A 21890-nucleotide genomic window follows, 5' to 3' on the forward strand; every position below is an offset into this window, starting at 1 on the left:
CAGGCTATGGTATGATGCGCGCCGTTTTTTGACCTTATCTCCGCCAGAGGTTGGCAAGCCCATGCGAATTTTAGCCATCGATACCGCAACAGAAGCCTGTTCTGTTGCCCTGCAAAACGACGCGGCGTCCTACGCCCATTTCGAACTCTGCCCGCGTGAGCACACGCAAAGAATTTTACCGCTGGTCAAAGAGATCCTGAACCAGGGCGGGATTACTTTGTCTGAGGTGAACGCACTTGCCTACGGGCGTGGGCCGGGCAGTTTCACCGGTGTGCGCATTGGGATTGGGATTGCGCAGGGGCTGGCGCTGGGTGCTGAGCTGCCGATGATTGGCGTTTCAACGCTGGCGACAATGGCTCAGGGCGCATGGCGCAGAACGGGCGCCACCCGCGTACTCGCCGCAATAGATGCCCGCATGGGCGAAGTTTATTGGGCTGAATATGAGCGTGACGAGCAGGGCGTGTGGCACGGTGAAGCAAGCGAAGCCGTCCTTAAGCCTGAAGACGTTGCCGGGCGGTTGAAGCATCTGAGCGGCACCTGGGCTACAGTCGGAACAGGCTGGCAGGCCTGGCCTGATATGGCGAAGGATAGCGGACTTTTGTTGCAGGACGGTGAAACTACGCTGCCTGAAGCTGAAGATATGCTTCCTCTGGCGCAGCAGGCGTTTAGCGCCGGCAAAACCGTCGCCGTCGAGCATGCGGAGCCTGTCTACCTGCGTAACGAAGTCACCTGGAAAAAGCTACCTGGCAGAGAGTAAGACCGACCCCGCTAAACGGCGGGCAGGTTAAGGAGATGAGGTATGGCTGTTTGTAATGTCAAAAAATGCAGCTGGCTGCTGGCCGCCGCTGCGGCGCTGGTCCTGAGCGGCTGCGTGAGCGTGCCGGATGCAATTAAAGGGACTTCCGCCACCCCACAGCAGGATCTGACGGCGGTGATGAGTGCGCCCCAGCTCTATGTCGGGCAGGAAGCGCGCTTTGGCGGGCGAGTGGTGAACGTGGACAACCTGAAGGGCAAAACTCGCCTGGAGATTGCCACCGTCAGCCTCGATGAAGGTGCCCGTCCGGCATTGAATGAGCCTTCGCAAGGGCGCATTTATGCCGACGTCAATGGCTTCCTTGATCCGGTAGATTTCCGCAATCAGTTGGTGACCGTCGTCGGGCCAATTACCGGCACGGCAGAAGGTAAGATTGGCCAGACGCCCTATAAATTCATGACCATGCAGGCAACGGGATACAAACGCTGGAACGTAGTCCAGCAGGTCGTCATGCCGCCGCAGCCGATCGATCCGTGGTTCTGGGGCGGGCCTTACCCGTATCGCCACCATTACGACATGTGGGGCGGCGGCTGGTACAATCCGGGGCCTGCACAGGTGCAAACCGTTGTAACCGAATAATCTGTTGTTTTTAAAATGTTTTCAAACAGCGGCCTGGCCGCTGTTTGTTTTTATCCAGGACGGATGAAAAAATTTAGTGATGTGCTTCGCAACCTTTAATCAGGCTAATTAATAAACTGGTACGCTGAGTTAATATTATGTTAACGAAATGTATTCCCTGGGGTTGTGATGACGACAAATAATAATTTCAGAGGTGGATCCTTGAATAAGGTTTGGCTTAACCGCTACCCGGCCGACGTTGCGGCTGAAATAAATCCCGACCGCTATCAATCCCTGGTTGATATGTTTGAGCAGGCTGTCACTCGCTACGCTGACAAACCCGCTTTTATCAACATGGGGGAGGTGATGACCTTCCGCAAACTGGAAGAGCGCAGCCGGGCATTTGCCGCGTACCTTCAGCAGGGGCTGGGCCTGAAAAAAGGCGACCGCGTGGCGCTGATGATGCCAAACCTGCTGCAGTATCCTGTCGCGCTGTTCGGCATTCTGCGCGCCGGTATGGTGGTGGTTAACGTTAACCCGCTCTATACCCCGCGAGAGCTGGAGCACCAGCTGAATGACAGCGGGGCCAGCGCGATTGTGATCGTGTCAAACTTTGCCTATACGCTGGAGAAAGTGGTCGAAAAAACCCAGGTGAAACACGTCATCCTGACTCGCCTGGGGGACCAGATCTCCGGGCCGAAGGGGACGCTGGTTAACTTCGTGGTGAAGTACATCAAGCGTCTGGTGCCGAAATACCATCTGCCGCACGCCATCTCTTTCCGTCGGGCGCTGCAAAGCGGTTACCGCATGCAGTACATCAAACCTGAAATTATCAATGGCGATTTAGCCTTCCTGCAGTACACCGGCGGCACAACCGGCGTAGCTAAAGGCGCCATGCTGACGCACCGTAATATGCTGGCCAACCTTGAGCAGGTCAGGGCGGCATACAGCCCGCTACTGCACGAAGGTAAAGAGCTGGTGGTGACTCCGCTGCCGCTGTACCACATTTTTGCTCTGACCATTAACTGCCTGCTGTTTATCGACATGGGGGGGCAGAACCTGTTGATTACCAACCCACGCGACATTCCGGGACTGGTAAAAGAGCTGGCAAAATATCCTTTCACTGCCATGACCGCCGTGAATACGTTATTTAACGCGTTACTGAATAACAAAGAGTTCCAGCAGCTTGATTTTTCAAGCCTTCACCTCGCTGCGGGCGGCGGTATGCCCGTCCAGCACGCTGTTGCCGAACGTTGGGAAAAACTCACGGGCCGCTTCCTGCTTGAAGGCTATGGCCTGACGGAATGTGCACCGCTGGTCAGCGCGAACCCGCATGATATGGATTATCACAGCGGATCTATTGGCCTGCCGGTGCCGTCCACCGACGTGAAGCTGATAGACGATCAGGGCAATGAAGTGCCGCCCGGTGAGCCTGGCGAACTGTGCGTTAAAGGCCCGCAGGTAATGCTGGGCTACTGGCAGCGACCGAAAGAAACGGATGAAATCCTTAAAGACGGCTGGCTACGCACCGGGGATATTGCGGTAATGAACGAAGAAGGCTTCATGAACATCGTTGACCGCAAAAAAGACATGATCCTCGTTTCCGGCTTCAACGTTTATCCGAACGAAATTGAAGATGTGGTCATGCAGAACGAAGGCGTGCTTGAAGTCGCGGCGGTGGGTGTTCCTGCCGGGGTGAGCGGTGAGCAGGTGAAAATCTTTGTGGTGAAAAAAGATCCTGCCCTGACGGAAGAGGCGCTGATCGCCTTCTGTCGTCGCCAGTTAACCGGCTATAAAGTGCCTAAACTGATCGAATTCCGCACGGAACTGCCAAAATCGAACGTCGGGAAAATTTTACGACGAGAACTGCGTGACGAAGCGGGCAAGACAGGCAACAATAACGCCTGAGCTCCAAGTCACTCGTCCTGATGCCGGTTCGCCGGCATTTTTTATGGGCGCAACCTAAGAGAACTGAATTTGACTTACCAGATGATTACTACCGATGAAGGGCTGGCCGCCGTATGCCAGGCCGCTCGTCAGTTCCCCGCGCTGGCGCTGGACACCGAATTTGTTCGCACCAGAACCTATTACCCGCAGCTGGGGCTGATCCAGCTTTATGACGGCCAGCAGGTTTCGCTGATCGATCCTTTAGCCATCGGCGACTGGTCGCCGTTCAAGGCGTTGTTGCAGGATCCTGACACCATCAAGTATCTGCATGCGGGCAGCGAAGATCTCGAAGTCTTCCTGAATGCCTTTGGCATGCTGCCTGATCCGTTTATTGATACGCAAATTCTGGCCTCCTTTACTGGCCGCCCGCTGTCCTGCGGCTTTGCCACTATCGTTGAGTCTTACACCGGCATTGCGCTGGATAAAAGTGAATCCCGCACCGACTGGCTGGCGCGTCCACTCACGGAGAGGCAGTGTGAATACGCCGCGGCAGATGTGCTTTATTTGCTGCCTATCGCTGAGAAACTGATGGCCGAAACGGAAGCGGCGGGCTGGATAGGCGCGGCTCTCGATGAATGCCATCTGATGTGCTCCCGTCGTCGCGATCAGCTCGATCCGGAAGAAGCCTGGCGCGAAATAGGCAATGCCTGGCAGCTGCGTACCCGACAGCTGGCCTGCCTCAAGAAGCTGGCGGCCTGGCGCTTGCGTAAAGCCCGCGAGCGCGACATGGCGGTGAACTTTGTCGTCCGCGAAGAAAACCTGTGGCAGGTGGCGAGATACATGCCTGGCTCGTTGGGCGAACTGGACTCGCTTGGCCTGAGCGGCAGCGAAATTCGCTTCCACGGCAAAACGCTTATCGCCCTGGTGGCCGAGGCGCAGGCGCTGCCGGAGAGCGAGCTGCCGCAGCCGCTGCAAAACCTGGTGGATATGCCGGGCTATCGCAAAGTGTTTAAGGCCATTAAAGCCCTGGTGCAGGAAGTGAGCGAGGCTAAAGGGCTGAGCGCCGAATTACTGGCCTCCCGCCGCCAAATCAATCAGCTGTTAAACTGGCACTGGAAATTGAAACCGCAAAGTGTGGCACCGGAATTAATTAGCGGCTGGCGGGCAGAATTAATGGCAGAAGCGTTAACGAAATTGCTGGCGGAATACTGATTATTTATATGACCTGGGAATAATTACAGTATTGTTCTCGGGTTTGAATATATTGGCAAGCTGCAACAAGAATGAGCTGAATAAACGTTAAGTGACTGCGTAAAAATAAAACCCCCTGACAAATGCAGGGGGTTTTTTATTCATGCCGACTTACTGGCTTCTTCAGCTTCCGGGAGCGTCACGTTCAGCTCCAGAATCGAAATATCTCCATCCCGCTGCTCGAGCTGGACGCTGACCATTTCCGGGTCAATTTGCACGTATTTGCAAATCACGTCGAGAATGTCCTTGCGCAGCTGCGGCAGGTAATGCGGTTCCGCATCGCTACGGCGACGCTCAGCTACGATGATCTGTAAACGCTCTTTCGCGATGTTGGCGGTGTTCTTTTTTCGTGACAGAAAAAAGTCGAGTAATGCCATAACTTATCCTCCGAACAGGCGTTTCAGGAAACCCTTCTTCTCTTCTTCAATGAAGCGGAAAGGGCGTTCTTCGCCGAGCAGGCGTTCCACGGTATCGGCGTAGGCTTTGCCTGCATCCGATTCACCGTCAAGAATCACCGGCTCGCCCTGGTTGGACGCACGCAGCACTGACTGGTCTTCAGGGATAACGCCAACCAGCGGAATGCGCAGAATTTCGAGCACATCTTCCATGCTCAGCATATCGCCTTTATTGACGCGACCTGGGTTGTAGCGGGTCAGCAATAAATGCTCTTTAATCGGCTCTTCACCGTTTTCAGCGCGGCGGGATTTGGACGACAGAATGCCGAGGATTCGGTCTGAGTCACGCACCGAGGAGACTTCCGGGTTGGTGGTAATGACCGCTTCATCCGCGAAGTACAGCGCCATCAGCGCGCCGGTTTCGATACCTGCCGGGGAGTCACAAACGATAAACTCGAAGTCCATGTTTTTCAGGTCTTCCAGCACTTTGGCCACGCCTTCGCGGGTCAGAGCGTCTTTATCGCGGGTTTGTGAAGCAGGCAGGATATAGAGCTGTTCAGTGCGTTTATCGCGGATAAGCGCCTGATTCAGCGTGGCATCGCCCTGAATCACGTTAACGAAATCGTACACAACGCGGCGTTCGCAGCCCATGATCAGGTCAAGGTTACGCAGACCAATGTCGAAATCAATAACGACGGTTTTTCTTCCCTTTTGGGCCAGCCCCGTAGCGATGGCCGCGCTGGACGTGGTCTTACCGACGCCCCCTTTACCCGATGTAACAACAATAATGCGTGCCATAAAGGATTTCCTTGTTAAAAGGGCTTAATTCAAAGATTGAACGGAGAGCGCACCACTCGCCAGATTCAGGCGAGCCGCTTTTCCATAATAATCGGCTGGGATCTGCTCGCTCAGCCAGTACTCGCCCGCAATAGAGACAAGCTCTGCTACCAGGTTAGTACAAAATATTTGTGCATCACGATCGCCGCTTGCACCAGCCAGCGCACGGCCACGCATCATGCCGTAAATATGAATATTACCATCTGCTATCAGTTCTGCACCGGCGCTGACGTGATTGGTCACAATCAAGTCACAGTTTGGCGCATAAATGCGCTGCCCGGAACGGACCGGAGTATCAATTAAACGCGTTTTTGTGATCGGTGTAACATCCGGCGCGGTGACCACCACGGGCTCAGCAGGTGCGGCTTTTGGCGTTCTTGCGGCCTTTTCTTTCCCTTCGGTCAGCAAGGGCAGGCCAGCACGCTCAATTTCAGCCTTTAAAGCTTCATCTTTACAGCCGCTGATACCCACCACGCGCAGGCCGGTTGCGGTAACGGCCTGTTGTACTTTCTTCCAGTTGACGGAACCATCGAGACTGGCGACGTTAACGACCACCGGGGCATTCTTTAAGAATGCGGGAGCCTGGGCGATTTTATCTTCCAGAGCCTGGCGAATAACCTCAGGTTGTGCATCATGCAAATGAACCACAGATAAGGTAAAACTGCTGCCCTTTAACTCGATTGGCGTGTTTGACATCCTGGCCTTACTCAATTCAGTTTCAATCCCCACTATTGTGGGACGATATTCCGAAGTACACCAGGCATGTTATAGTCCAGCTTATATTCAGGCAAGCCACTCGCTGGCGAAAATAGAGTAAAAAAAATGTTTTGTGTGATCTACCGAAGTACTAAACGTGACCAGACATATCTTTATGTCGAAAAAAAAGACGATTTCTCCCGAGTGCCGGAAGAGCTGATGAAAGGCTTTGGCAAACCGGTCCTGTCGATGCTGTTGCCGCTGGACGGCAGTAAAAAACTGGCCAATGCCGATTTGGATAAAGTGAAACAGGCGCTGGAAACTGAGGGCTATTATTTACAGATCCCACCTCCGGTAGAAAGTTTGCTGACTATGCACCTGGAAAAGAGTCCTAAAAAATAAATTTCGGACTGAAGGTAAATCTTTTCCATGCTTTCACACGGAGAATGTGTGAAACACATTATTGAAGAAATGATGATGAAAAATGCAGCTTTGCGTTATACCTTCAGCGCCTTAATTCTTTCCAGCGGGGCCGGTTATCTTCCCGCTGCTGAGGCGACTCCCACAGCCGCCTCAGTTCCTCAAACTAGCCCGCCTCAAACTGCCACGCTCGCTGAGCAAGGGCGAAATCCTGCTGAATTTCCGGCTTATGTCGAAAAATTAAAACAACAAGCCAGATCAAAGCGCATCAGCAATGCGACGCTGGCAAAAGCCTTTGCCAATATTCATTTTGTCGATCGGGTCATTCAATCCGATCGCAATCAGCTGGAAAAGAAAATAACGCTGGATGACTATTTAAACCGCGTTATTACTCCCGCCAAAATCAAACAGGCGCGTAGCCTGGCCCGCCAGCACCGGGCAGAGCTGGAAAAAGTCAGCGCCAAAAGTGGCGTGCAGAGTCGCTACATCGTCGCGCTGTGGGCAATGGAAAGTAACTTCGGCAAGCTGCAGGGCAAAGAAGATGTCATTTCTGCTTTAGCGACGCTCGCATTTGAGGGACGTCGTGAAGCCTTTTTCACCAACGAGCTGATGGCGGCGCTGAAAATCATCCAGCGAGGTGATGTCAGCGCGACGCAGATGAAAGGCTCATGGGCCGGGGCGATGGGGCAGAACCAGTTTATGCCGAGTTCGCTGCTGCGCTACGGCAAAGACGGCGATGGCGACGGCAAAATTGATATCTGGAATAACACCCGAGACGTTTTCGCTTCCACGGCAAACTACCTGGCGGTAGAGGGCTGGCAGCGTGGTGGGGCGTGGGGCTATGAAGTGAAACTGCCCACGGGCTTTAATAATTCGCTGCTGGGCACAAGCCAGGGGCAGGGCAAGTCCGTGGCCCAGTGGAAAAAACTAGGCGTGACGCTGCCAAAAGGCTCCCATCTTCCAGCGTCGTCAAAGAAAGCCTGGCTGGTGAAGCCAGACGATGGTTTGGATCGTTCGTTCCTGGTCTATAACAACTTCCGCACCCTGATGCACTGGAACCGTTCTTACTACTTTGCCATTAGCATCGGCAAAATGGCGGATGCCATCGCAGATAAATAAGGCACGCTTAGAAACACTTCCCCGGTATTCAGCAGGCATTTTTTTATCTAGTATCAAAGGCAGTTAACACACACGACACAGAGGAAAGGCATGTATCAACATCATAACTGGCAGGGTGCGCTGCTTGATTTTCCGGTAAACAAAGTAGTCTGTGTTGGCAGCAACTATGCCAAACATATTAAAGAGATGGGCAGTGCGACGCCGGACGAGCCGGTGGTGTTTATTAAGCCTGAAAGTGCCCTGTGCGATATTCGCCAGCCGCTGGCGTTACCACAGGAATTCGGCTCCGTGCATCATGAGGTAGAGCTGGCCATTCTGATCGGCTCAACCCTTAAGCAGGCAAGTGAAGAGCACGTGCAAAAAGCCATCGCCGGCTATGGTGTTGCGCTGGACCTTACGCTGCGCGATCTGCAGGCCAAACTGAAAAAAGCAGGCCAGCCGTGGGAAAAAGCCAAGGGCTTCGATAACTCTTGCCCAATTTCCGGGTTTATCCCTGCGGCACAGTTCACTCACGATCCGCAAAATACCCCGCTGGAGCTGAAGATCAACGGTGAAACTCGCCAGCAGGGCAATACCGAAGACATGATCCACAAGATCGTGCCGCTGATTGCCTATATGAGCAAGTTCTTCACCCTGCGTGCGGGGGATGTGATCCTGACCGGTACACCGGAAGGCGTAGGCCCGCTGCTTAGCGGCGATGAGCTGGAAGTGAGCTTTGCAGGTCACAGCCTGACGACGCGCGTTTTATAAACAATTTGCCGCTTCAGGGCGGCAAAACTTGCATCCGGGTGTCAGACTGTTTATAAGGTGCAGCTTAATTTTTAAATGCAGGAACCGCTATGACACCCACTCCTTTTTGGCAAAGTAAAACTCTCGACGAAATGAGCGACGCCGAGTGGGAATCCCTGTGCGACGGCTGCGGCCAGTGCTGCCTGCATAAGCTGATGGACGAAGACACCGACGAGATTTATTTCACCAACGTCGCCTGTAAGCAGCTCAATATCAAAACCTGTCAGTGCAAGAACTACGCCCGCCGTTTCGAATACGAGCCGGACTGCATCAAACTCACTCGCGACAATTTGCCGACTTTTGAGTGGCTGCCGCACACCTGCGCTTACCGCCTGCTGGCCGAAGGCAAACCGCTGCCGGAATGGCACCCGCTGATTACCGGTTCAAAAGCCGCCATGCACGGTGAGCGCATTTCCGTGCGTCATATCGCGGTGAAAGAGTCAGAGGTCCGCGACTGGCAGGATCATATCCTCAACAAGCCCGAGTGGGCTGACTAGCGTATTTCGATGCTGGTCGGGAATGAAAATAAATCCTTTATATAACCAATCTTGTGATAGGATAGACTTTCAATAACCAAAATAAGAGAGTTTTTATCCTGAATTTAACATTCCAGTGTCCGTCATGTGGCGGATCGCAGTATCGCACCTCCCCCTACGATGTCCGAGAATCAAATCCCCATGGCGCAGTCTGTATCTTTTGCAAATCCGCAATGCAGGCGTTCGCTCATCGTCCATTAAATGCGACCTTCTCCGGTTTTAGCCCGCTGGGGCAACAGTCTTTGGCTTCTTCCCAGCCGCGCTGTTAAGATTCCGTCCTCAAAGGAGGAAAAATGAAAAAACTAACAACCATCATGAGCCTATTGTTGCTCAGCGGCTGTGCGACGGCAGAGCGTGAGGCGCCGAAGCCTCCGCACAGCATAGGCATGGCGAACCCGGCTTCGGTTTACTGCCAGGCCAAAGGCGGGAAATCTGTGATGGTGAAAACGCCTGAGGGCGAAAGAAGTGACTGCCTGCTGCCAGGCGGGGAAAGAATTGATGAATGGGCTCTGTACCGGCGCGATCATTCCTGAAAAAAATAACCCACCGAAAGGTGGGTTATTTGTCTAACGTGTTTGTTAACTTAGCGGCCAAACAGATCGCGACGCTTAGGTTTGAAGAACTGGGCAATCAGCACCAGAACCGCGATTACCAGGAACACGGCGAAGATCCCGAGCAGCCACTGCACCATATCCAGCGACAGGAATTCCCACTGACGAACGGAGCAGTCACCGTTGGCAACAAAGACCTGCGGCAGCCATTTATCCAGCGGCAGCCAGCTTGGGAAGCGAGCGAAGAAATCACAGGTCACAAATGGGGACGGGTGAAGCTGCAGCATGGTGTGCTCCCATGCCAGCTGAACGCCTTTCCCTGCGCTGTAGAGCCAGATGGCCAGGGCGCCATAGCGAAGCGGGCTTTTAGGGGCTATCGCGCCCACGATGCCTGCCCCCATCACGCCAAACAGCGCGCAACGCTCATAAATACACATCACACAAGGTTTCAGCCCCATAACGTGCTGGAACCACAATGCCACCATCTCAAGCGCAAATGCCGTAAAGGCTAAAAGCAGCCAGGCGGTGCGCCCAAGAGAGCATTGGTTTAAATATCGCAACATAATCAGTTTCCCTGCAGCATGCGTAGAATCGGCAGTGTAAACCAATTCCCTTTTTGCGCCAGTAGCGCAGATGAAAATAACGCAGTAATCGGATGTTTATAAGGAAAAAATTTGTAACGGGAAGCGGACTTCCCGTCAAATTGCCTTAGTGCGGTGCAAGCAGCGTATCAGGCGTCATTAGCCAGCCACTGTCCAGCATCCATTGTGTAGCAGGCGTCAGGGTATATTCCACACATAGCAGGCCCACAAGGGTCAGAACCAGCGTGTAGGGCAGCGCCATCACAACCATGCGGCCGTAAGAGAGGCGAATCAGCGGCGCCAGCGCCGATGTCAGCAGGAACAGGAACGCCGCCTGGCCGTTTGGCGTTGCCACCGAGGGCAGGTTTGTGCCGGTATTGATAGCCACCGCCAGCAGTTCGAACTGCTGCATATTGATGGCACCATTCTGCAGCGCAGTTTTCGCCTCGTTGATATAAACGGTGCCGACAAAGACGTTGTCGGAAATCGAGGATAGCAGGCCGTTAAAGATATAAAACAGCGACAGCTGGGCGTGCGGAGAGGCATCGAGCACGTACTGAATTATCGGGCTGAACAGATGCTGGTCGATGATAACCGCCACGATAGTGAAGAAAACGGTCAGCAGGGCGGTAAACGGCAGCGCTTCGGTAAAGGCTTTGCCGATAGCATGCTCGTCGGTAACCCCGCACAGCGATGTCGCCAGAATAATCACCGACAGGCCAATCAGGCCGACTTCTGCCAGATGGAAGGCCAGAGCGATAATCAGCCAGACGCCAATCAGCGCCTGGATCAGCAGCTTCATCTTGTCCTGCTTTGTTCGCTTCCTGGTGCTCTGAGCATCAAAGTCATACAGGATCCCACGCACTTTTTCCGGCAGCGTTTGTCCATAGCCGAACACTTTAAAACGTTCCAGCAGGATGCAGGTGAGCAGGCCACAAATCAGCACCGGCACGGTCACCGGCATCATGCGCAGGAAGAAATCGCCGAAGTGCCAGCCAGCGTTTTTAGCAATGATCAGGTTCTGCGGCTCGCCAACCATGGTCATTACGCCGCCCAGTGCGGTACCGACGCCAGCGTGCATCATCAGGCTGCGCAGGAAAGCGCGGAATTGCTCAAGCACTTCGCGGCTGTCGCTCCGAATATGGCTGTCGTCCTGAACGTTGCTGTCATCCTGTGCTTCAGATGCTACTCGGTGATAGATGCTGTAGAAGCCCACGGCGACGCTAATGACAACGGCCACGACCGTCAAGGCATCAAGGAAGGCGGAAAGAAACGCGGCGGCGACGCAAAAGGCCAGCGACAGCGCAACTTTAGACCGGATCCCCAACAGCAGGCGGGTGAAGAGCAGCAACAGGAGCTGCTTCATGAAATAAATCCCGGCCACCATAAACATCAGCAGCAGCAGCACTTCGAGGTTTGAAGCAATTTCAGCACGAACGTGATCGGGGCTGGTCATGCCGACCAGCACGGCCTCAATGGCCAGCAGGCCACCCGGCAGCAGCGGGTAGCATTTCAGCGCCATCGCCAGGGCAAAAATAAACTCCACCACCAGCATCCATCCCGCGATAAACGGGCTGACAAACCAAAAGACTAGCGGATTAAGCACTAAAAAGAGAAGCAGCGTCAGTTTGTACCAGTCAGGTGATTGACCCAGAAAATTGCGGTACAACGCCCGCCCAAAGGACATTTCCATCGTATAGTTACCATTATCCGTTGTATTATGTTGATGTTAAAAAAGATAACGCTTCAGGGTACTCGTTTATGGCGCACGCGATCAAGCCGAAGGAAATCCTGAGTTAAGGCGTTTATCGTCAAAATTCAACGCCGATCCCGCATTTGCGCGTCGCCCCCGCTATCTGGCGCGCATGGCATCTGGTATGATGAGTCCAATTAGCAAAACCTGAGTAATGGAAATCTTACTATGGTCATTAAGGCGCAGAGCCCAGCGGGTTTCGCGGAAGAGTATATTATAGAAAGTATCTGGAACAGCCGTTTTCCGCCGGGTTCTATTCTGCCGGCAGAGCGTGAACTTTCAGAACTGATTGGCGTTACGCGTACCACTTTACGTGAAGTGCTTCAGCGTCTTGCACGCGACGGCTGGCTGACAATTCAGCACGGGAAGCCAACGCGGGTGAACAATTTCTGGGAAACCTCGGGCTTAAACATTCTGGAAACGCTGGCTCGTCTCGATCACGACAGCGTGCCGCAGCTGATTGATAATCTGCTTTCGGTGCGAACCAATATTTCCACGATATTTATTCGTACGGCGATTCGTCAGTATCCAGATAAAGCGCAGGAAGTGCTGGCCACGGCTAGCAAAGTTGAAGACCACGCGGACGCGTTTGCCGAGCTGGATTACAACATTTTCCGCGGCCTGGCGTTTGCATCAGGTAACCCAATTTATGGGCTGATCCTGAACGGGATGAAAGGGCTGTACACCCGCATCGGGCGTCACTACTTCTCCAATCCTGAAGCCCGTAGCCTGGCGCTGGGCTTTTACCACCGCCTGGCAGAAATCTGCCAGCAGGGGCTTCACGAGCAGGTCTTTGATACCGTGCGTAACTACGGTCGCGAGAGCGGCGAGATTTGGCACCGTATGCAGAAAAACCTGCCTGGCGATTTGGCGATGCACAGTCGCTAGGCCAGCATAAAAAACGCTTCCCTCGGGAAGCGCTACAGACTGTTGACAAACCTCTGCTGATATAAGAAATAACAGAGGGTTCGTTAAAAAAACAGGAAAATCAATTCATTGATTTTCGGCTAATAACCACAAAGAGGGAAAAATCACGCTTTTTCCCTCTTTGTCAGCAACTTTAAACGCTTCCCTCGGGAAGCGTTTTTTTTCACTCTTACAGCGGGTTTCGCTGCGGGCAGCGCTCCAGCAGTTCCACGCTACCATCCGCATTTTGCTGCTCCAGCACGACATCAAATCCCCACAGGCGATGCACATGCTTGAGCACTTCTCTGCGCCCTTTATCCAGTGGGGCGCGGTTGTGCGGGATGTAGCGCAGCGTTAGCGAACGATCCCCACGCAAATCTACATCCCAAACCTGAATATTCGGCTCGAGGTTGCTCAGGTTGTACTGGGCCGACAGCTGGGAACGTATTTCCCTGTATCCCTCTTCATTGTGGATGGCCGAAATTTCCAGGTAATTATTGCGGTCATCGTCCAGCACGGTGAACAGGCGGAAGTCGCGCATCAGCTTAGGCGAAAGGAACTGGCTGATAAAGCTTTCGTCCTTGAAGTCACGCATGGCGAAATGCAGCGTTTCCAGCCAGTCTTTGCCGGCAATATCCGGGAACCAGTAGCGGTCTTCTTCGGTCGGTGACTGGCAAATACGTTTGATATCCTGGAACATGGCGAACCCCAGCGCGTAGGGGTTAATGCCGTTGTACCACGGGCTGTTATAGGGCGGCTGGAACACCACATTGGTATGGCTGTGCAAAAACTCCAGCATAAAGCGGTCACTGACTTTGCCCTCGTCATACAGATGATTGAGAATGGTGTAGTGCCAGAAGGTGGCCCAGCCCTCGTTCATGACCTGGGTCTGTTTTTGCGGATAAAAATACTGGCTCACCTTGCGCACAATACGCAGGATCTCACGCTGCCACGGCTCCAGCAGCGGGGCATTCTTCTCCATAAAATACAGCAGATTCTCCTGCGGCTCCGAAGGGAAGCGGTGGGCGGATTCCGCGGCTTTTTCCTCTTCCTTACGCGGTAGCGTGCGCCAGAGCGTATTCACCTGGCTTTGCAGATACTCTTCCCGGCTTTTCTGGCGCGCTTTCTCCTCCTGCAGGGATATCTTCTGCGGGCGTTTATAGCGGTCCACGCCGTAATTCATCAGCGCGTGGCAGGAGTCCAGCAGGCGCTCCACCTCATCAACCCCGTAGCGCTCTTCACACTGCGTAATGTAATTTTTGGCGAAAATCAGGTAGTCGATTATCGAGCTGGCATCCGTCCAGCTGCGGAACAGGTAGTTGTTTTTAAAGAAAGAGTTGTGCCCGTAACAGGCATGCGCAATCACCAACGCCTGCATGGTGATGGTGTTCTCTTCCATCAAATAGGCAATGCAGGGGTTAGAGTTGATGACGATCTCATACGCCAGCCCTTGCTGCCCGTGCTTGTACAGGCGCTCGGTTTCGATGAATTTTTTGCCAAAAGACCAGTGCGGGTAGTTAATCGGCATCCCGACGCTGGAATACGCGTCCATCATCTGCTCGGAGGTAATGACCTCAATCTGGTGGGGATAGGTGTCCAGGCGGTAGAGCTTTGCTACCCGGTCAATCTCGGCCAGGTAAATGTCCAGTAGCTCAAACGTCCAGTCGGGGCCGTCACTCAGACGGGTGGGATCCTTTGTGGCGAAATCAGTTACGTTAGCCATCAGCGCGCCCTCATTGTTTTCGACTTTCTCTGGATGGAAAGCCTCACTCTCAAGAATAGACAACTCCTGAAAGATAGCGCCGACAAGTAAAATTTTTTCTTCGCGATTTATTGATCTCAATAGCGGGCTTTTAGCGCGTCACTCAGCATTTTATTTTGACGAAAATGTTTTCCCGTACAGGAGATGCTAATTATCCCGCTCCAGCGCTGGCGGGCAGGTTTGTGAGTTTAGTCACCATAATAAAGCCATATGTTGAATAACATATTCAACTAAGTTATCAATATGTAATCAGAAGATTATTCTTTTAGCTAATTGCGGAGCAGATATGCGTGTTGTGGTGCTGGGAAGTGGTGTCGTCGGCGTGGCGAGCGCCTGGTATTTACGTCAGGCCGGGCATGAAGTCACTGTCATCGATCGCGAATCAGGGCCGGCGCAGGAAACTAGCGCGGCCAACGCCGGGCAGATCTCTCCGGGCTATGCTGCTCCGTGGGCGGCTCCGGGCGTCCCGTTAAAAGCCATTAAGTGGATGTTCCAGCGCCACGCGCCGCTGGCCATCAGCCTCGACGGAACCCAGTTCCAGCTGAAGTGGATGTGGCAGATGCTGCGCAACTGCGATACCCGCCATTACATGGAAAATAAAGGCCGCATGGTACGCCTGGCGGAGTACAGCCGTGATTGCCTGAAAGAATTGCGCCACGCCACAGGCATCCAGTATGAAGGCCGGCAGGGCGGGACGCTGCAGCTGTTCCGCACCGAGCAGCAGTATGAAAGCGCGGCCAAAGACATCGCCGTCTTGAAAGACGCAGGCGTGCCGTATGAGCTGCTGGAAGCTAGCCAGCTTAACCGCGTTGAACCCGCGCTGGCGGACGTAGCCCACAAGCTGACCGGCGGCCTGCGTTTACCGAACGATGAAACCGGTGACTGCCAGCTGTTTACCCAAAACCTGGCGCGGATGGCGGCGGAAGCCGGCGTTGAGTTTCGCTTCAATACGCCGGTTGATCGTCTGCTTTACGACAACCAGCAAATCAGCGGCGTACAGTGCGGCCAGGAAGTGGTGAAGGGGGATGCCTACGTCGTGGCATTCGGGTCCTATTCCACTGGCCTGCTCAAGGGCATCGCCGATATTCCTGTCTATCCTTTGAAAGGTTACTCCCTGACAATTCCTATTGCCGACGAACAGGGCGCGCCGGTTTCAACCATTCTGGATGAGACCTACAAGATCGCTATTACCCGCTTTGACAACCGCATCCGCGTGGGAGGCATGGCAGAAATAGTCGGTTTTAACACTGAGCTGCTGCAGCCGCGCCGTGAAACGCTGGAAATGGTCGTCAGGGATCTCTATCCGCGAGGCGGGCACGTCGAGCAGGCCACGTTCTGGACCGGGCTGCGTCCGATGACGCCGGACGGGACGCCAATTGTTGGGCGTACGCCGTTCAAGAATCTCTGGCTTAATACCGGACACGGCACGCTAGGCTGGACAATGGCATGCGGTTCGGGCCAGATGCTGAGCGACCTGATCTCCGGGCGTACTCCGGCTATCCCAAGCGAGGATTTAGGCATCGCACGCTACGCGCCTGGCTTTACGCCACTGAGCGCCCGCCACCTTCACGGCGCACATAACTAAAAGGAGCCGTCATGTCCCGTCCTGTGGTAGCGACGCTGGATCTAAGCGCGCTGCGCAATAATCTTGAAGTGGTGCGCAGAGCCGCCCCGCGTTCGCGTGTCTGGTCGGTCGTTAAGGCCAACGCATATGGCCACGGTCTCGACCGTATCTGGTCGGCGTTAGGCGCGACCGATGGTTTTGCCATGCTGAATCTCGAAGAGGCCATTTTGCTGCGTGAGCGCGGCTGGAAAGGGCCGATCCTGATGCTGGAAGGGTTCTTCCATGCCGATGAGCTGGCGTTGTTCGACAAATACCGGCTGACCACCAGCCTGCACAGCAACTGGCAGGTGAAGGCGATAGCCAACGCGAAGCTGAGCGCGCCGCTGGATGTTTATCTCAAAATCAATAGCGGGATGAATCGTCTCGGGTTTACGCCCGACCGCGTACACGGCATCTGGCAAAAACTCCGTTCTATCCCGAATGTGGGCGAACTGACCCTGATGGCGCATTTTGCCGATGCGGAGCAGCCAGAAGGCATTATTGAGCCGATGAAGCGCATTGAACAGGCGGCGGAGGGAATTGACGCCCCTCGCTCGCTGTCAAACTCGGCGGCTACGCTGTGGCACCCGGAGGCGCATTTTGACTGGGTTCGCCCGGGGATAATCCTTTATGGCGCCTCTCCGAGCGGGCAATGGCAGGATATCGCCACCAGCGGCCTTCAGCCGGTAATGACGTTGAGCAGCGAAATTATCGGCATTCAGAACCTGAAGGCTGGCGATACCGTGGGCTACGGCAGCCGCTACACCGCCAGCGGCGAGCAGCGAATCGGCATTGTGGCTGGTGGCTATGCGGACGGCTACCCACGTATTGCGGCGGATGGCACGCCGGTCATGGTGGATGGCATCATGACCCGCCTGGTGGGCAAAGTGTCGATGGATATGATCGCTGTAGACCTGACGCCTTGCCCGCAGGCGGGTATCGGCAGCCCGGTTGAGCTATGGGGCAAAAACGTCAAAATTGACGATGTCGCCAGCGCCGCGGGTACGGTTGGCTATGAGCTGATGTGTGCGTTAGCGCCGAGAGTGCCGGTGGTGATGAGTTAACGTTTCTGCTTCTCTCGAGATGTTGTCTCGCTGTCATCTTGCTTGATGACAGGCACTGAATTTAACCGCAGAATCGCTTCTGGTTTTTTTACTCTCACCCTAACCCTCTCCCAGAGGGAGAGGGGATAAAGAAGGTTTCCGCTGTTTTTTTTCCCCTCTCCCTCTGGGAGAGGGCCGGGGTGAGGGGAGACTACTCCTCTTCTTCCTCAGCCACCCGGACACCAATCTTACGCACCAGGTTGTCCTCTTTCTCGGCCACCGTCCAAATCATTCCGGCAAACTCCACCTGGTCGCCAACCACCGGCGCGCCGCCGAGCATCCCCAGCACAAAATCACCTAACGATTGCTGAGGATCCACTTCTTCATCCAGCGTCAGGCCGTAAATGGTCGCCACGTCGGAGAACTGGGCGCTGGCTTCCAGAATAAAGTCGCCAAAGAAACGCTGATCCAAATCCACCGGCGGCGACTGGCTAAACAGTTTCCCCAGCGCGGGAAGATCGCGTTCCCGGCCAATAACGCAAAGCACATCGCCTTCTCGCAGGCGGGTGCTGCCCGTTGGGTGAAGCAGTACGTTATTGCGGAACAGCGCGGCAATACGCGTTTCTTCTGGCATATGCAGGTCACGCAGGGCGGCACCCACGCACCATTTCTCTTCGCTTAGCTGGTAGACAAACTGTTCCCACGGATTGTCAGGATGAATATCCAGACCCACGCGCGAAACGGGCCAGCCTACTGGCGGCACGACGACTTTGGCTTTTTTGGCGGCCCAGCCCAGCGACGTGCCCTGGAGCAGCAGAGACACCAGCACCACAAAGAAGGCCACGTTGAAGAACAGGCGGGCGTTATCCAGCCCGGCCATCATCGGGAACACCGCCAGGATAATCGGCACTGCGCCTCGCAGCCCAACCCAGCTGATAAATACGCGTTCGCGCAGATTAAAACCGCGGAATGGCAGCAGACCGGCAAAAATCGACAGCGGACGAGCAAAGAAGATCATCCACGCGGAAAGCAGGAGAGCAGGGACTGCAATCGGCAGCAGATCGGACGGGTTCACCAGTAAACCCAGCACCAGGAACATGCCGATTTGCGCCATCCAGGCCAGGCCGTCGAAGGTTTGCAGGATCCCGAAACGGTTGCGAATCGGGCGGTTGCCCATCACAAAGCCGCACAGATAAACCGCCAGAATACCGCTGCCGTCCAGCGCCGTCGTGACGCCAAATACCATAATCCCGCCGCTCAGGGCCAGCATCGGGTAAAGCCCGTGGGGTAAGGTTATCCGGTTAATCATTTGCAGCAGCAGATAGCCGCCGCCGAGGCCAAGCACAATCCCCAGGCCAAATTGCTGAATGATGTGCACGAGGAACAGCCAGCTCAGTCCGGTCTGGTGCTGCTGGATCATCTCAATCAGCGTGATGGTGAGAAACACCGCCATCGGGTCATTGCTGCCCGATTCAATTTCAAGCGTCGCGCCTACGCGTTCGTTCAGGCCTTTCCCACCGAGCAGGGAAAAGACCGCGGCGGCGTCGGTGGAGCCGACAATGGCGCCGATAAGCAGGCCGTCAATCAGGTTCAGGTTGAACAGCCAGGCGGCGGCAATCCCGGTCAGTCCGGAGGTAATTAATACCCCAACGGTTGCCAGCGAGAGCGCGGGGCCCAGCGCAACGCGAAACGAACTCGCCTGGGTTCTCATCCCGCCGTCAAGCAGGATCACCGCCAGCGCCAGGTTGCTGATCAGGTAGGCAAAGGGATAATTATCAAACGGGATACCGCCAAGGCCATCGATCCCGGCCAGCATGCCGATAGCCAGAAAGATAACCAGAATGGGAATGCCCAGACGAGAGGAGAAAGAACTTAATAAGATACTGCAAGTTACCAGAACGGAACCCAAAATAAACAGACTGACAATCGCCCCTGCGTCCAAAATCATTCGTCTCCTTTGTCTATGTTGTCGAATTGTAACATGTCATCTGTTACGCAAACGCTCAAAAAGGGCGCTTAAACCGGGCTTCTTTAGCGAAGTACCGGGTGTCCACTTAACGTCAGTCGGGAGGTAACGCCGTCGTGGGCCAGCTCGCCAAACGCGCCGAGCGGCAGCGTCACGGTTTGTGGTTCATGTCCAAAAGGCAGGCCGGAAAGGACAGGCACGTTCAGGCGCTGTTGCAGCGTTTTACGCATTACTTCAAAAGTATATCCTGCATCGTAATCCGTTGCGGTTGTACCGTTAAAACTTCCTAAAATAATCGCTTTCTGGCGTGACAGAATGCCCGCATGGTAAAGCTGCAGCAGCATGCGCTCAACGCGGAAGGGATGTTCGTTGATGTCTTCCACAACCAAAATACCGCCGTCTATTGGCGGCAAAAACGGCGTGCCGACCAGAGAGATTAGCATTGCGAGATTGCCGCCCCAAACCGTGCCGCTGGCCTGCATCGCGGGCGCATCGTTTTCCCAACTTAGCGTGAACGTCGGTTCGCTGAGCGCCTTCCAGAAGTGGCGCCAGGTATATTCATCCATCTCCTCGGCACCAAAATTTCCGGCCAGCATCGGGCCACTGAAGGTGATGGCTCCGCACTGTGCCAGCAGGGCCATCTGGAAAGCGGTGAAGTCGCTGTGACCGCAAATAATTTGTGGCCGGGCACGAAGCGAAGCCCCAAGACGTGAAAAATCAATGTGCTCAAGCAGGCGGCTCATGCCGTAACCCCCGCGCACGGCCAGCACGATGTCCGTTTCCGGCGGCAGCGCCGCCAGCTGATTAAGTTCAGCCAGTCGTTCACTGTCCGTGCCGGCAAAACGCTGAAAACGCCGGGTCAGTGTCTGCTGATTGACGACCTGATGCCCATTCTCTTCCAGCCGACGAATGCCCCTGGCGGCGGCCTGTTGATTAATGCAGTAGCCGGACGGGGCGATTAAATGAATCAGAGACATGGCATTTCCTTGCTGAATATGAATTGGTTATCATGCCGCTATCGAGAGCGCTTGTCATCGCCGTTATGGCCGGCCACATCAATAAGGATAGAGGCGTGAAATTAAGAGGGTTTATCATTCTGGTGCTTTTTTTGGCCGGTTGCTCCAGCCATTCTCCGCAGCAGCAGGCACCGTGGGATCCGACGATCCCCACCCAGCGGGCGCTGAACTGGATGCCGCTGACCGAACTCTCCGGCCAGCAATGGGGCGTTAGTCCGAGACTGATAACGGCAATTATTGCGGTAGAGTCGGGCGGCAATCCGCAGCTGGTTAGCGCCTCTAATGCCATCGGCCTGATGCAGATCAAAGGCTCCACGGCGGGCAAAGAGGTGTATCGCAATCAGGGCTTCAGAGGGCAGCCCTCGGACAGTGAACTGAGAGAGCCGGCGCGTAATATCGACATCGGTACGGCTTATCTGAGTATTCTGGAACACGGCATTTTGCGGGGAATCAACGACCCGCAGGTGATGCAGTACGCGCTGATTGTTTCTTACGTGAACGGGGCGGGGGCGCTACTAAGAACCTTTGATTCCGACAGGCAGACCGCAATCGACAAAATTAACCGCCTGAGCCCGGATGAATTTTATCAGCATGTAGCGACCAACCATCCTGCGCCGCAGGCACCGCGCTACCTGTATAAGGTCACGCGGGCCATGAATGCCATTTAAGCTATTTCACGCGGTTGGCCTTTTCCCGGGCCGACCGCTCCAGAGAGAAAATAATCTTTTGCAGTTCGCGCTCGACCGCCGGGTTGACGTTTAAGAAACGAAAACTCAGGCGCGGAGTAGAAATGGTCTCGTTTTTACTGTCCACGACTTTTCGCTCTGAAACCATCACCAGCTGCATATCAAAGTAAAACTTGCCCCATTCTACGAGATCCATCTCTACGCGGCCAAAACGCAGCCCGGGTGCAAGGCCCGGCGGTAACGTGCCGTCCACCAGGGCGCCCATTCCACCAAGAGACAGGTCGCAGAGCCGGAAGGCAAACTGAGAACCGTCGGCAAGTTCGGTGCGGCAATAATACTGGGGCTGCGTAGGCGCGGTAATGCGGAAATATTCCCGGCGCTGAACGAACCACAGCGATGGCGGCAGCGGCGTGGTAAACGCCGGGAGATTTTGATATTCCGTCGCTTTAAGGCCGGGCAGGGAGAATTCGACTTTTGCCCCCTGCGTTTCAGCGATGAAATCAATATCGTTGGCCTTCTGCACGGATAGGTTTTCCCGCGCCTGGCTGCCAAAGTCCAGCACTAAACGCTCCGCCGAGACATCGAGAATTTTGCTGATGAACTGCCCGTTAGACCATTCCAGCCTGACGGGAACCTGCTGTCTGTGTAAATCACGTAACACACCTAATACTGCCAGAGGAGACTGCTTCAGGAACTGATCGTTATAGTGACTCAAGGCTCA

Annotated in this window: 23 protein-coding genes and 1 pseudogene; 15 read left to right on the plus strand and 9 right to left on the minus strand. The window is 54.6% G+C overall.

Going from position 1 to position 21890, the window contains the following annotated elements; all coding sequences use genetic code 11:
• The first annotated feature begins 61 nt into the window (after window positions 1-61).
• The 4 genes from tsaB to rnd all read left to right on the plus strand — a co-directional run bounded on the left by tsaB (window position 62) and on the right by rnd (window position 4471).
• Window positions 62-757: a tRNA (adenosine(37)-N6)-threonylcarbamoyltransferase complex dimerization subunit type 1 TsaB gene (gene tsaB, locus ACREYP_RS09600; RefSeq protein ID WP_008454058.1), complete on the plus strand. Its 696-nt coding sequence runs from the start codon at window positions 62-64 to the stop codon at window positions 755-757.
• Between the two features lie 42 nt (window positions 758-799).
• Window positions 800-1393, plus strand: coding sequence for a Slp family lipoprotein (locus tag ACREYP_RS09605; protein ID WP_008454060.1), 594 nt, complete (start codon window positions 800-802; stop codon window positions 1391-1393).
• A 201-nt stretch (window positions 1394-1594) separates the two neighbouring features.
• Window positions 1595-3280: a long-chain-fatty-acid--CoA ligase FadD gene (gene fadD / locus ACREYP_RS09610; RefSeq protein ID WP_336818139.1), complete on the plus strand. Its 1686-nt coding sequence runs from the start codon at window positions 1595-1597 to the stop codon at window positions 3278-3280.
• Window positions 3281-3349: 69 nt separating this feature from the next.
• Window positions 3350-4471 (plus strand): ribonuclease D, encoded by a 1122-nt coding sequence (gene rnd, locus ACREYP_RS09615; protein ID WP_008454065.1) that lies wholly within the window; start codon window positions 3350-3352, stop codon window positions 4469-4471.
• Window positions 4472-4611: 140 nt separating this feature from the next.
• On the opposite strand, the gene minE is transcribed toward rnd, so the two are convergent.
• From minE to minC, 3 genes are read right to left on the minus strand one after another with little or no spacing between them, the layout of a single operon-like run.
• The gene (gene minE, locus ACREYP_RS09620; protein ID WP_008454068.1) at window positions 4612-4887 is read right to left on the minus strand and encodes a cell division topological specificity factor MinE; all 276 of its coding nucleotides are present in this window, start codon (window positions 4885-4887) and stop codon (window positions 4612-4614) included.
• Window positions 4888-4890: 3 nt separating this feature from the next.
• Entirely contained in the window at window positions 4891-5703 is an 813-nt protein-coding gene (minD, locus tag ACREYP_RS09625; protein WP_008454070.1) for a septum site-determining protein MinD, read from the minus strand.
• Window positions 5704-5727: 24 nt separating this feature from the next.
• Complete coding sequence (gene minC / locus ACREYP_RS09630) at window positions 5728-6438, minus strand: septum site-determining protein MinC (RefSeq protein ID WP_008454072.1); 711 nt, start codon at window positions 6436-6438, stop codon at window positions 5728-5730.
• 126 nt (window positions 6439-6564) lie between these two features.
• On the opposite strand from minC, the gene ACREYP_RS09635 reads away from it, so the two are divergent.
• The 6 genes from ACREYP_RS09635 (at window position 6565) to ACREYP_RS09660 (ending at window position 9835) form a co-directional block, all read left to right on the plus strand.
• Complete coding sequence (locus tag ACREYP_RS09635; protein WP_008454073.1) at window positions 6565-6840, plus strand: YcgL domain-containing protein; 276 nt, start codon at window positions 6565-6567, stop codon at window positions 6838-6840.
• Between the two features lie 75 nt (window positions 6841-6915).
• Window positions 6916-7977, plus strand: a complete 1062-nt coding sequence (locus ACREYP_RS09640) for a lytic murein transglycosylase (RefSeq protein ID WP_498881397.1) — start codon at window positions 6916-6918, stop codon at window positions 7975-7977.
• A 90-nt stretch (window positions 7978-8067) separates the two neighbouring features.
• A complete protein-coding gene (locus tag ACREYP_RS09645) occupies window positions 8068-8727 on the plus strand; it encodes a fumarylacetoacetate hydrolase family protein (RefSeq protein ID WP_008454077.1) in 660 nt (219 codons plus the stop codon).
• A gap of 89 nt (window positions 8728-8816) precedes the next feature.
• Complete coding sequence (gene ycgN, locus ACREYP_RS09650) at window positions 8817-9263, plus strand: cysteine cluster protein YcgN (RefSeq protein WP_008454079.1); 447 nt, start codon at window positions 8817-8819, stop codon at window positions 9261-9263.
• 98 nt (window positions 9264-9361) lie between these two features.
• Window positions 9362-9571 carry a cold shock small protein YmcF gene (gene ymcF, locus ACREYP_RS09655; protein ID WP_442892445.1) on the plus strand — a complete coding sequence of 70 codons (210 nt, stop codon included), beginning with the start codon at window positions 9362-9364 and terminating at the stop codon, window positions 9569-9571.
• A 24-nt stretch (window positions 9572-9595) separates the two neighbouring features.
• Window positions 9596-9835: a putative hemolysin gene (locus ACREYP_RS09660; protein ID WP_008454082.1), complete on the plus strand. Its 240-nt coding sequence runs from the start codon at window positions 9596-9598 to the stop codon at window positions 9833-9835.
• Window positions 9836-9885: 50 nt separating this feature from the next.
• On the opposite strand, the gene dsbB is transcribed toward ACREYP_RS09660, so the two are convergent.
• A complete protein-coding gene (dsbB, locus tag ACREYP_RS09665) occupies window positions 9886-10416 on the minus strand; it encodes a disulfide bond formation protein DsbB (RefSeq protein WP_008454083.1) in 531 nt (176 codons plus the stop codon).
• Window positions 10417-10561: 145 nt separating this feature from the next.
• Window positions 10562-12127 (minus strand): sodium/proton antiporter NhaB, encoded by a 1566-nt coding sequence (gene nhaB / locus ACREYP_RS09670; protein ID WP_166991903.1) that lies wholly within the window; start codon window positions 12125-12127, stop codon window positions 10562-10564.
• A 228-nt stretch (window positions 12128-12355) separates the two neighbouring features.
• On the opposite strand from nhaB, the gene fadR reads away from it, so the two are divergent.
• Window positions 12356-13075 (plus strand): fatty acid metabolism transcriptional regulator FadR, encoded by a 720-nt coding sequence (gene fadR, locus ACREYP_RS09675; protein ID WP_008454089.1) that lies wholly within the window; start codon window positions 12356-12358, stop codon window positions 13073-13075.
• 208 nt (window positions 13076-13283) lie between these two features.
• Here fadR and ACREYP_RS09680 read toward each other — a convergent pair whose 3' ends face one another.
• Window positions 13284-14816, minus strand: coding sequence for a SpoVR family protein (locus ACREYP_RS09680; RefSeq protein WP_273969071.1), 1533 nt, complete (start codon window positions 14814-14816; stop codon window positions 13284-13286).
• Between the two features lie 325 nt (window positions 14817-15141).
• On the opposite strand from ACREYP_RS09680, the gene ACREYP_RS09685 reads away from it, so the two are divergent.
• The 3 genes from ACREYP_RS09685 to ACREYP_RS09695 all read left to right on the plus strand — a co-directional run bounded on the left by ACREYP_RS09685 (window position 15142) and on the right by ACREYP_RS09695 (window position 17862).
• Window positions 15142-16440 carry a D-amino acid dehydrogenase gene (locus tag ACREYP_RS09685; protein ID WP_008454094.1) on the plus strand — a complete coding sequence of 433 codons (1299 nt, stop codon included), beginning with the start codon at window positions 15142-15144 and terminating at the stop codon, window positions 16438-16440.
• An 11-nt stretch (window positions 16441-16451) separates the two neighbouring features.
• Window positions 16452-17522, plus strand: a complete 1071-nt coding sequence (dadX, locus tag ACREYP_RS09690; protein WP_008454096.1) for a catabolic alanine racemase DadX — start codon at window positions 16452-16454, stop codon at window positions 17520-17522.
• 163 nt (window positions 17523-17685) lie between these two features.
• Window positions 17686-17862: a hypothetical protein gene (locus ACREYP_RS09695; protein WP_498881398.1), complete on the plus strand. Its 177-nt coding sequence runs from the start codon at window positions 17686-17688 to the stop codon at window positions 17860-17862.
• Here ACREYP_RS09695 and ACREYP_RS09700 read toward each other — a convergent pair.
• Both ACREYP_RS09700 and ldcA read right to left on the minus strand, forming a co-directional pair.
• Window positions 17779-19449 (minus strand): annotated as a pseudogene (locus tag ACREYP_RS09700) (potassium/proton antiporter); the annotation flags it as partial. The gene ACREYP_RS09695 and the pseudogene ACREYP_RS09700 overlap by 84 nt on opposite strands.
• Window positions 19450-19532: 83 nt before the next feature.
• Window positions 19533-20444, minus strand: a complete 912-nt coding sequence (gene ldcA / locus ACREYP_RS09705; protein ID WP_336818140.1) for a muramoyltetrapeptide carboxypeptidase — start codon at window positions 20442-20444, stop codon at window positions 19533-19535.
• 95 nt (window positions 20445-20539) lie between these two features.
• Here ldcA and emtA point away from each other — a divergent pair, with 95 nt between their 5' ends.
• Window positions 20540-21151: a membrane-bound lytic murein transglycosylase EmtA gene (gene emtA, locus ACREYP_RS09710; protein WP_008454102.1), complete on the plus strand. Its 612-nt coding sequence runs from the start codon at window positions 20540-20542 to the stop codon at window positions 21149-21151.
• Window position 21152: 1 nt separating this feature from the next.
• On the opposite strand, the gene ycgR is transcribed toward emtA, so the two are convergent.
• Entirely contained in the window at window positions 21153-21884 is a 732-nt protein-coding gene (gene ycgR / locus ACREYP_RS09715) for a flagellar brake protein YcgR (protein WP_008454103.1), read from the minus strand.
• Between the last annotated feature and the right edge of the window lie 6 nt (window positions 21885-21890).

This window comes from Enterobacter sp. TMH.L2 (assembly GCF_050847315.1).
Taxonomy (GTDB): Bacteria; Pseudomonadota; Gammaproteobacteria; order Enterobacterales; family Enterobacteriaceae; genus Cedecea.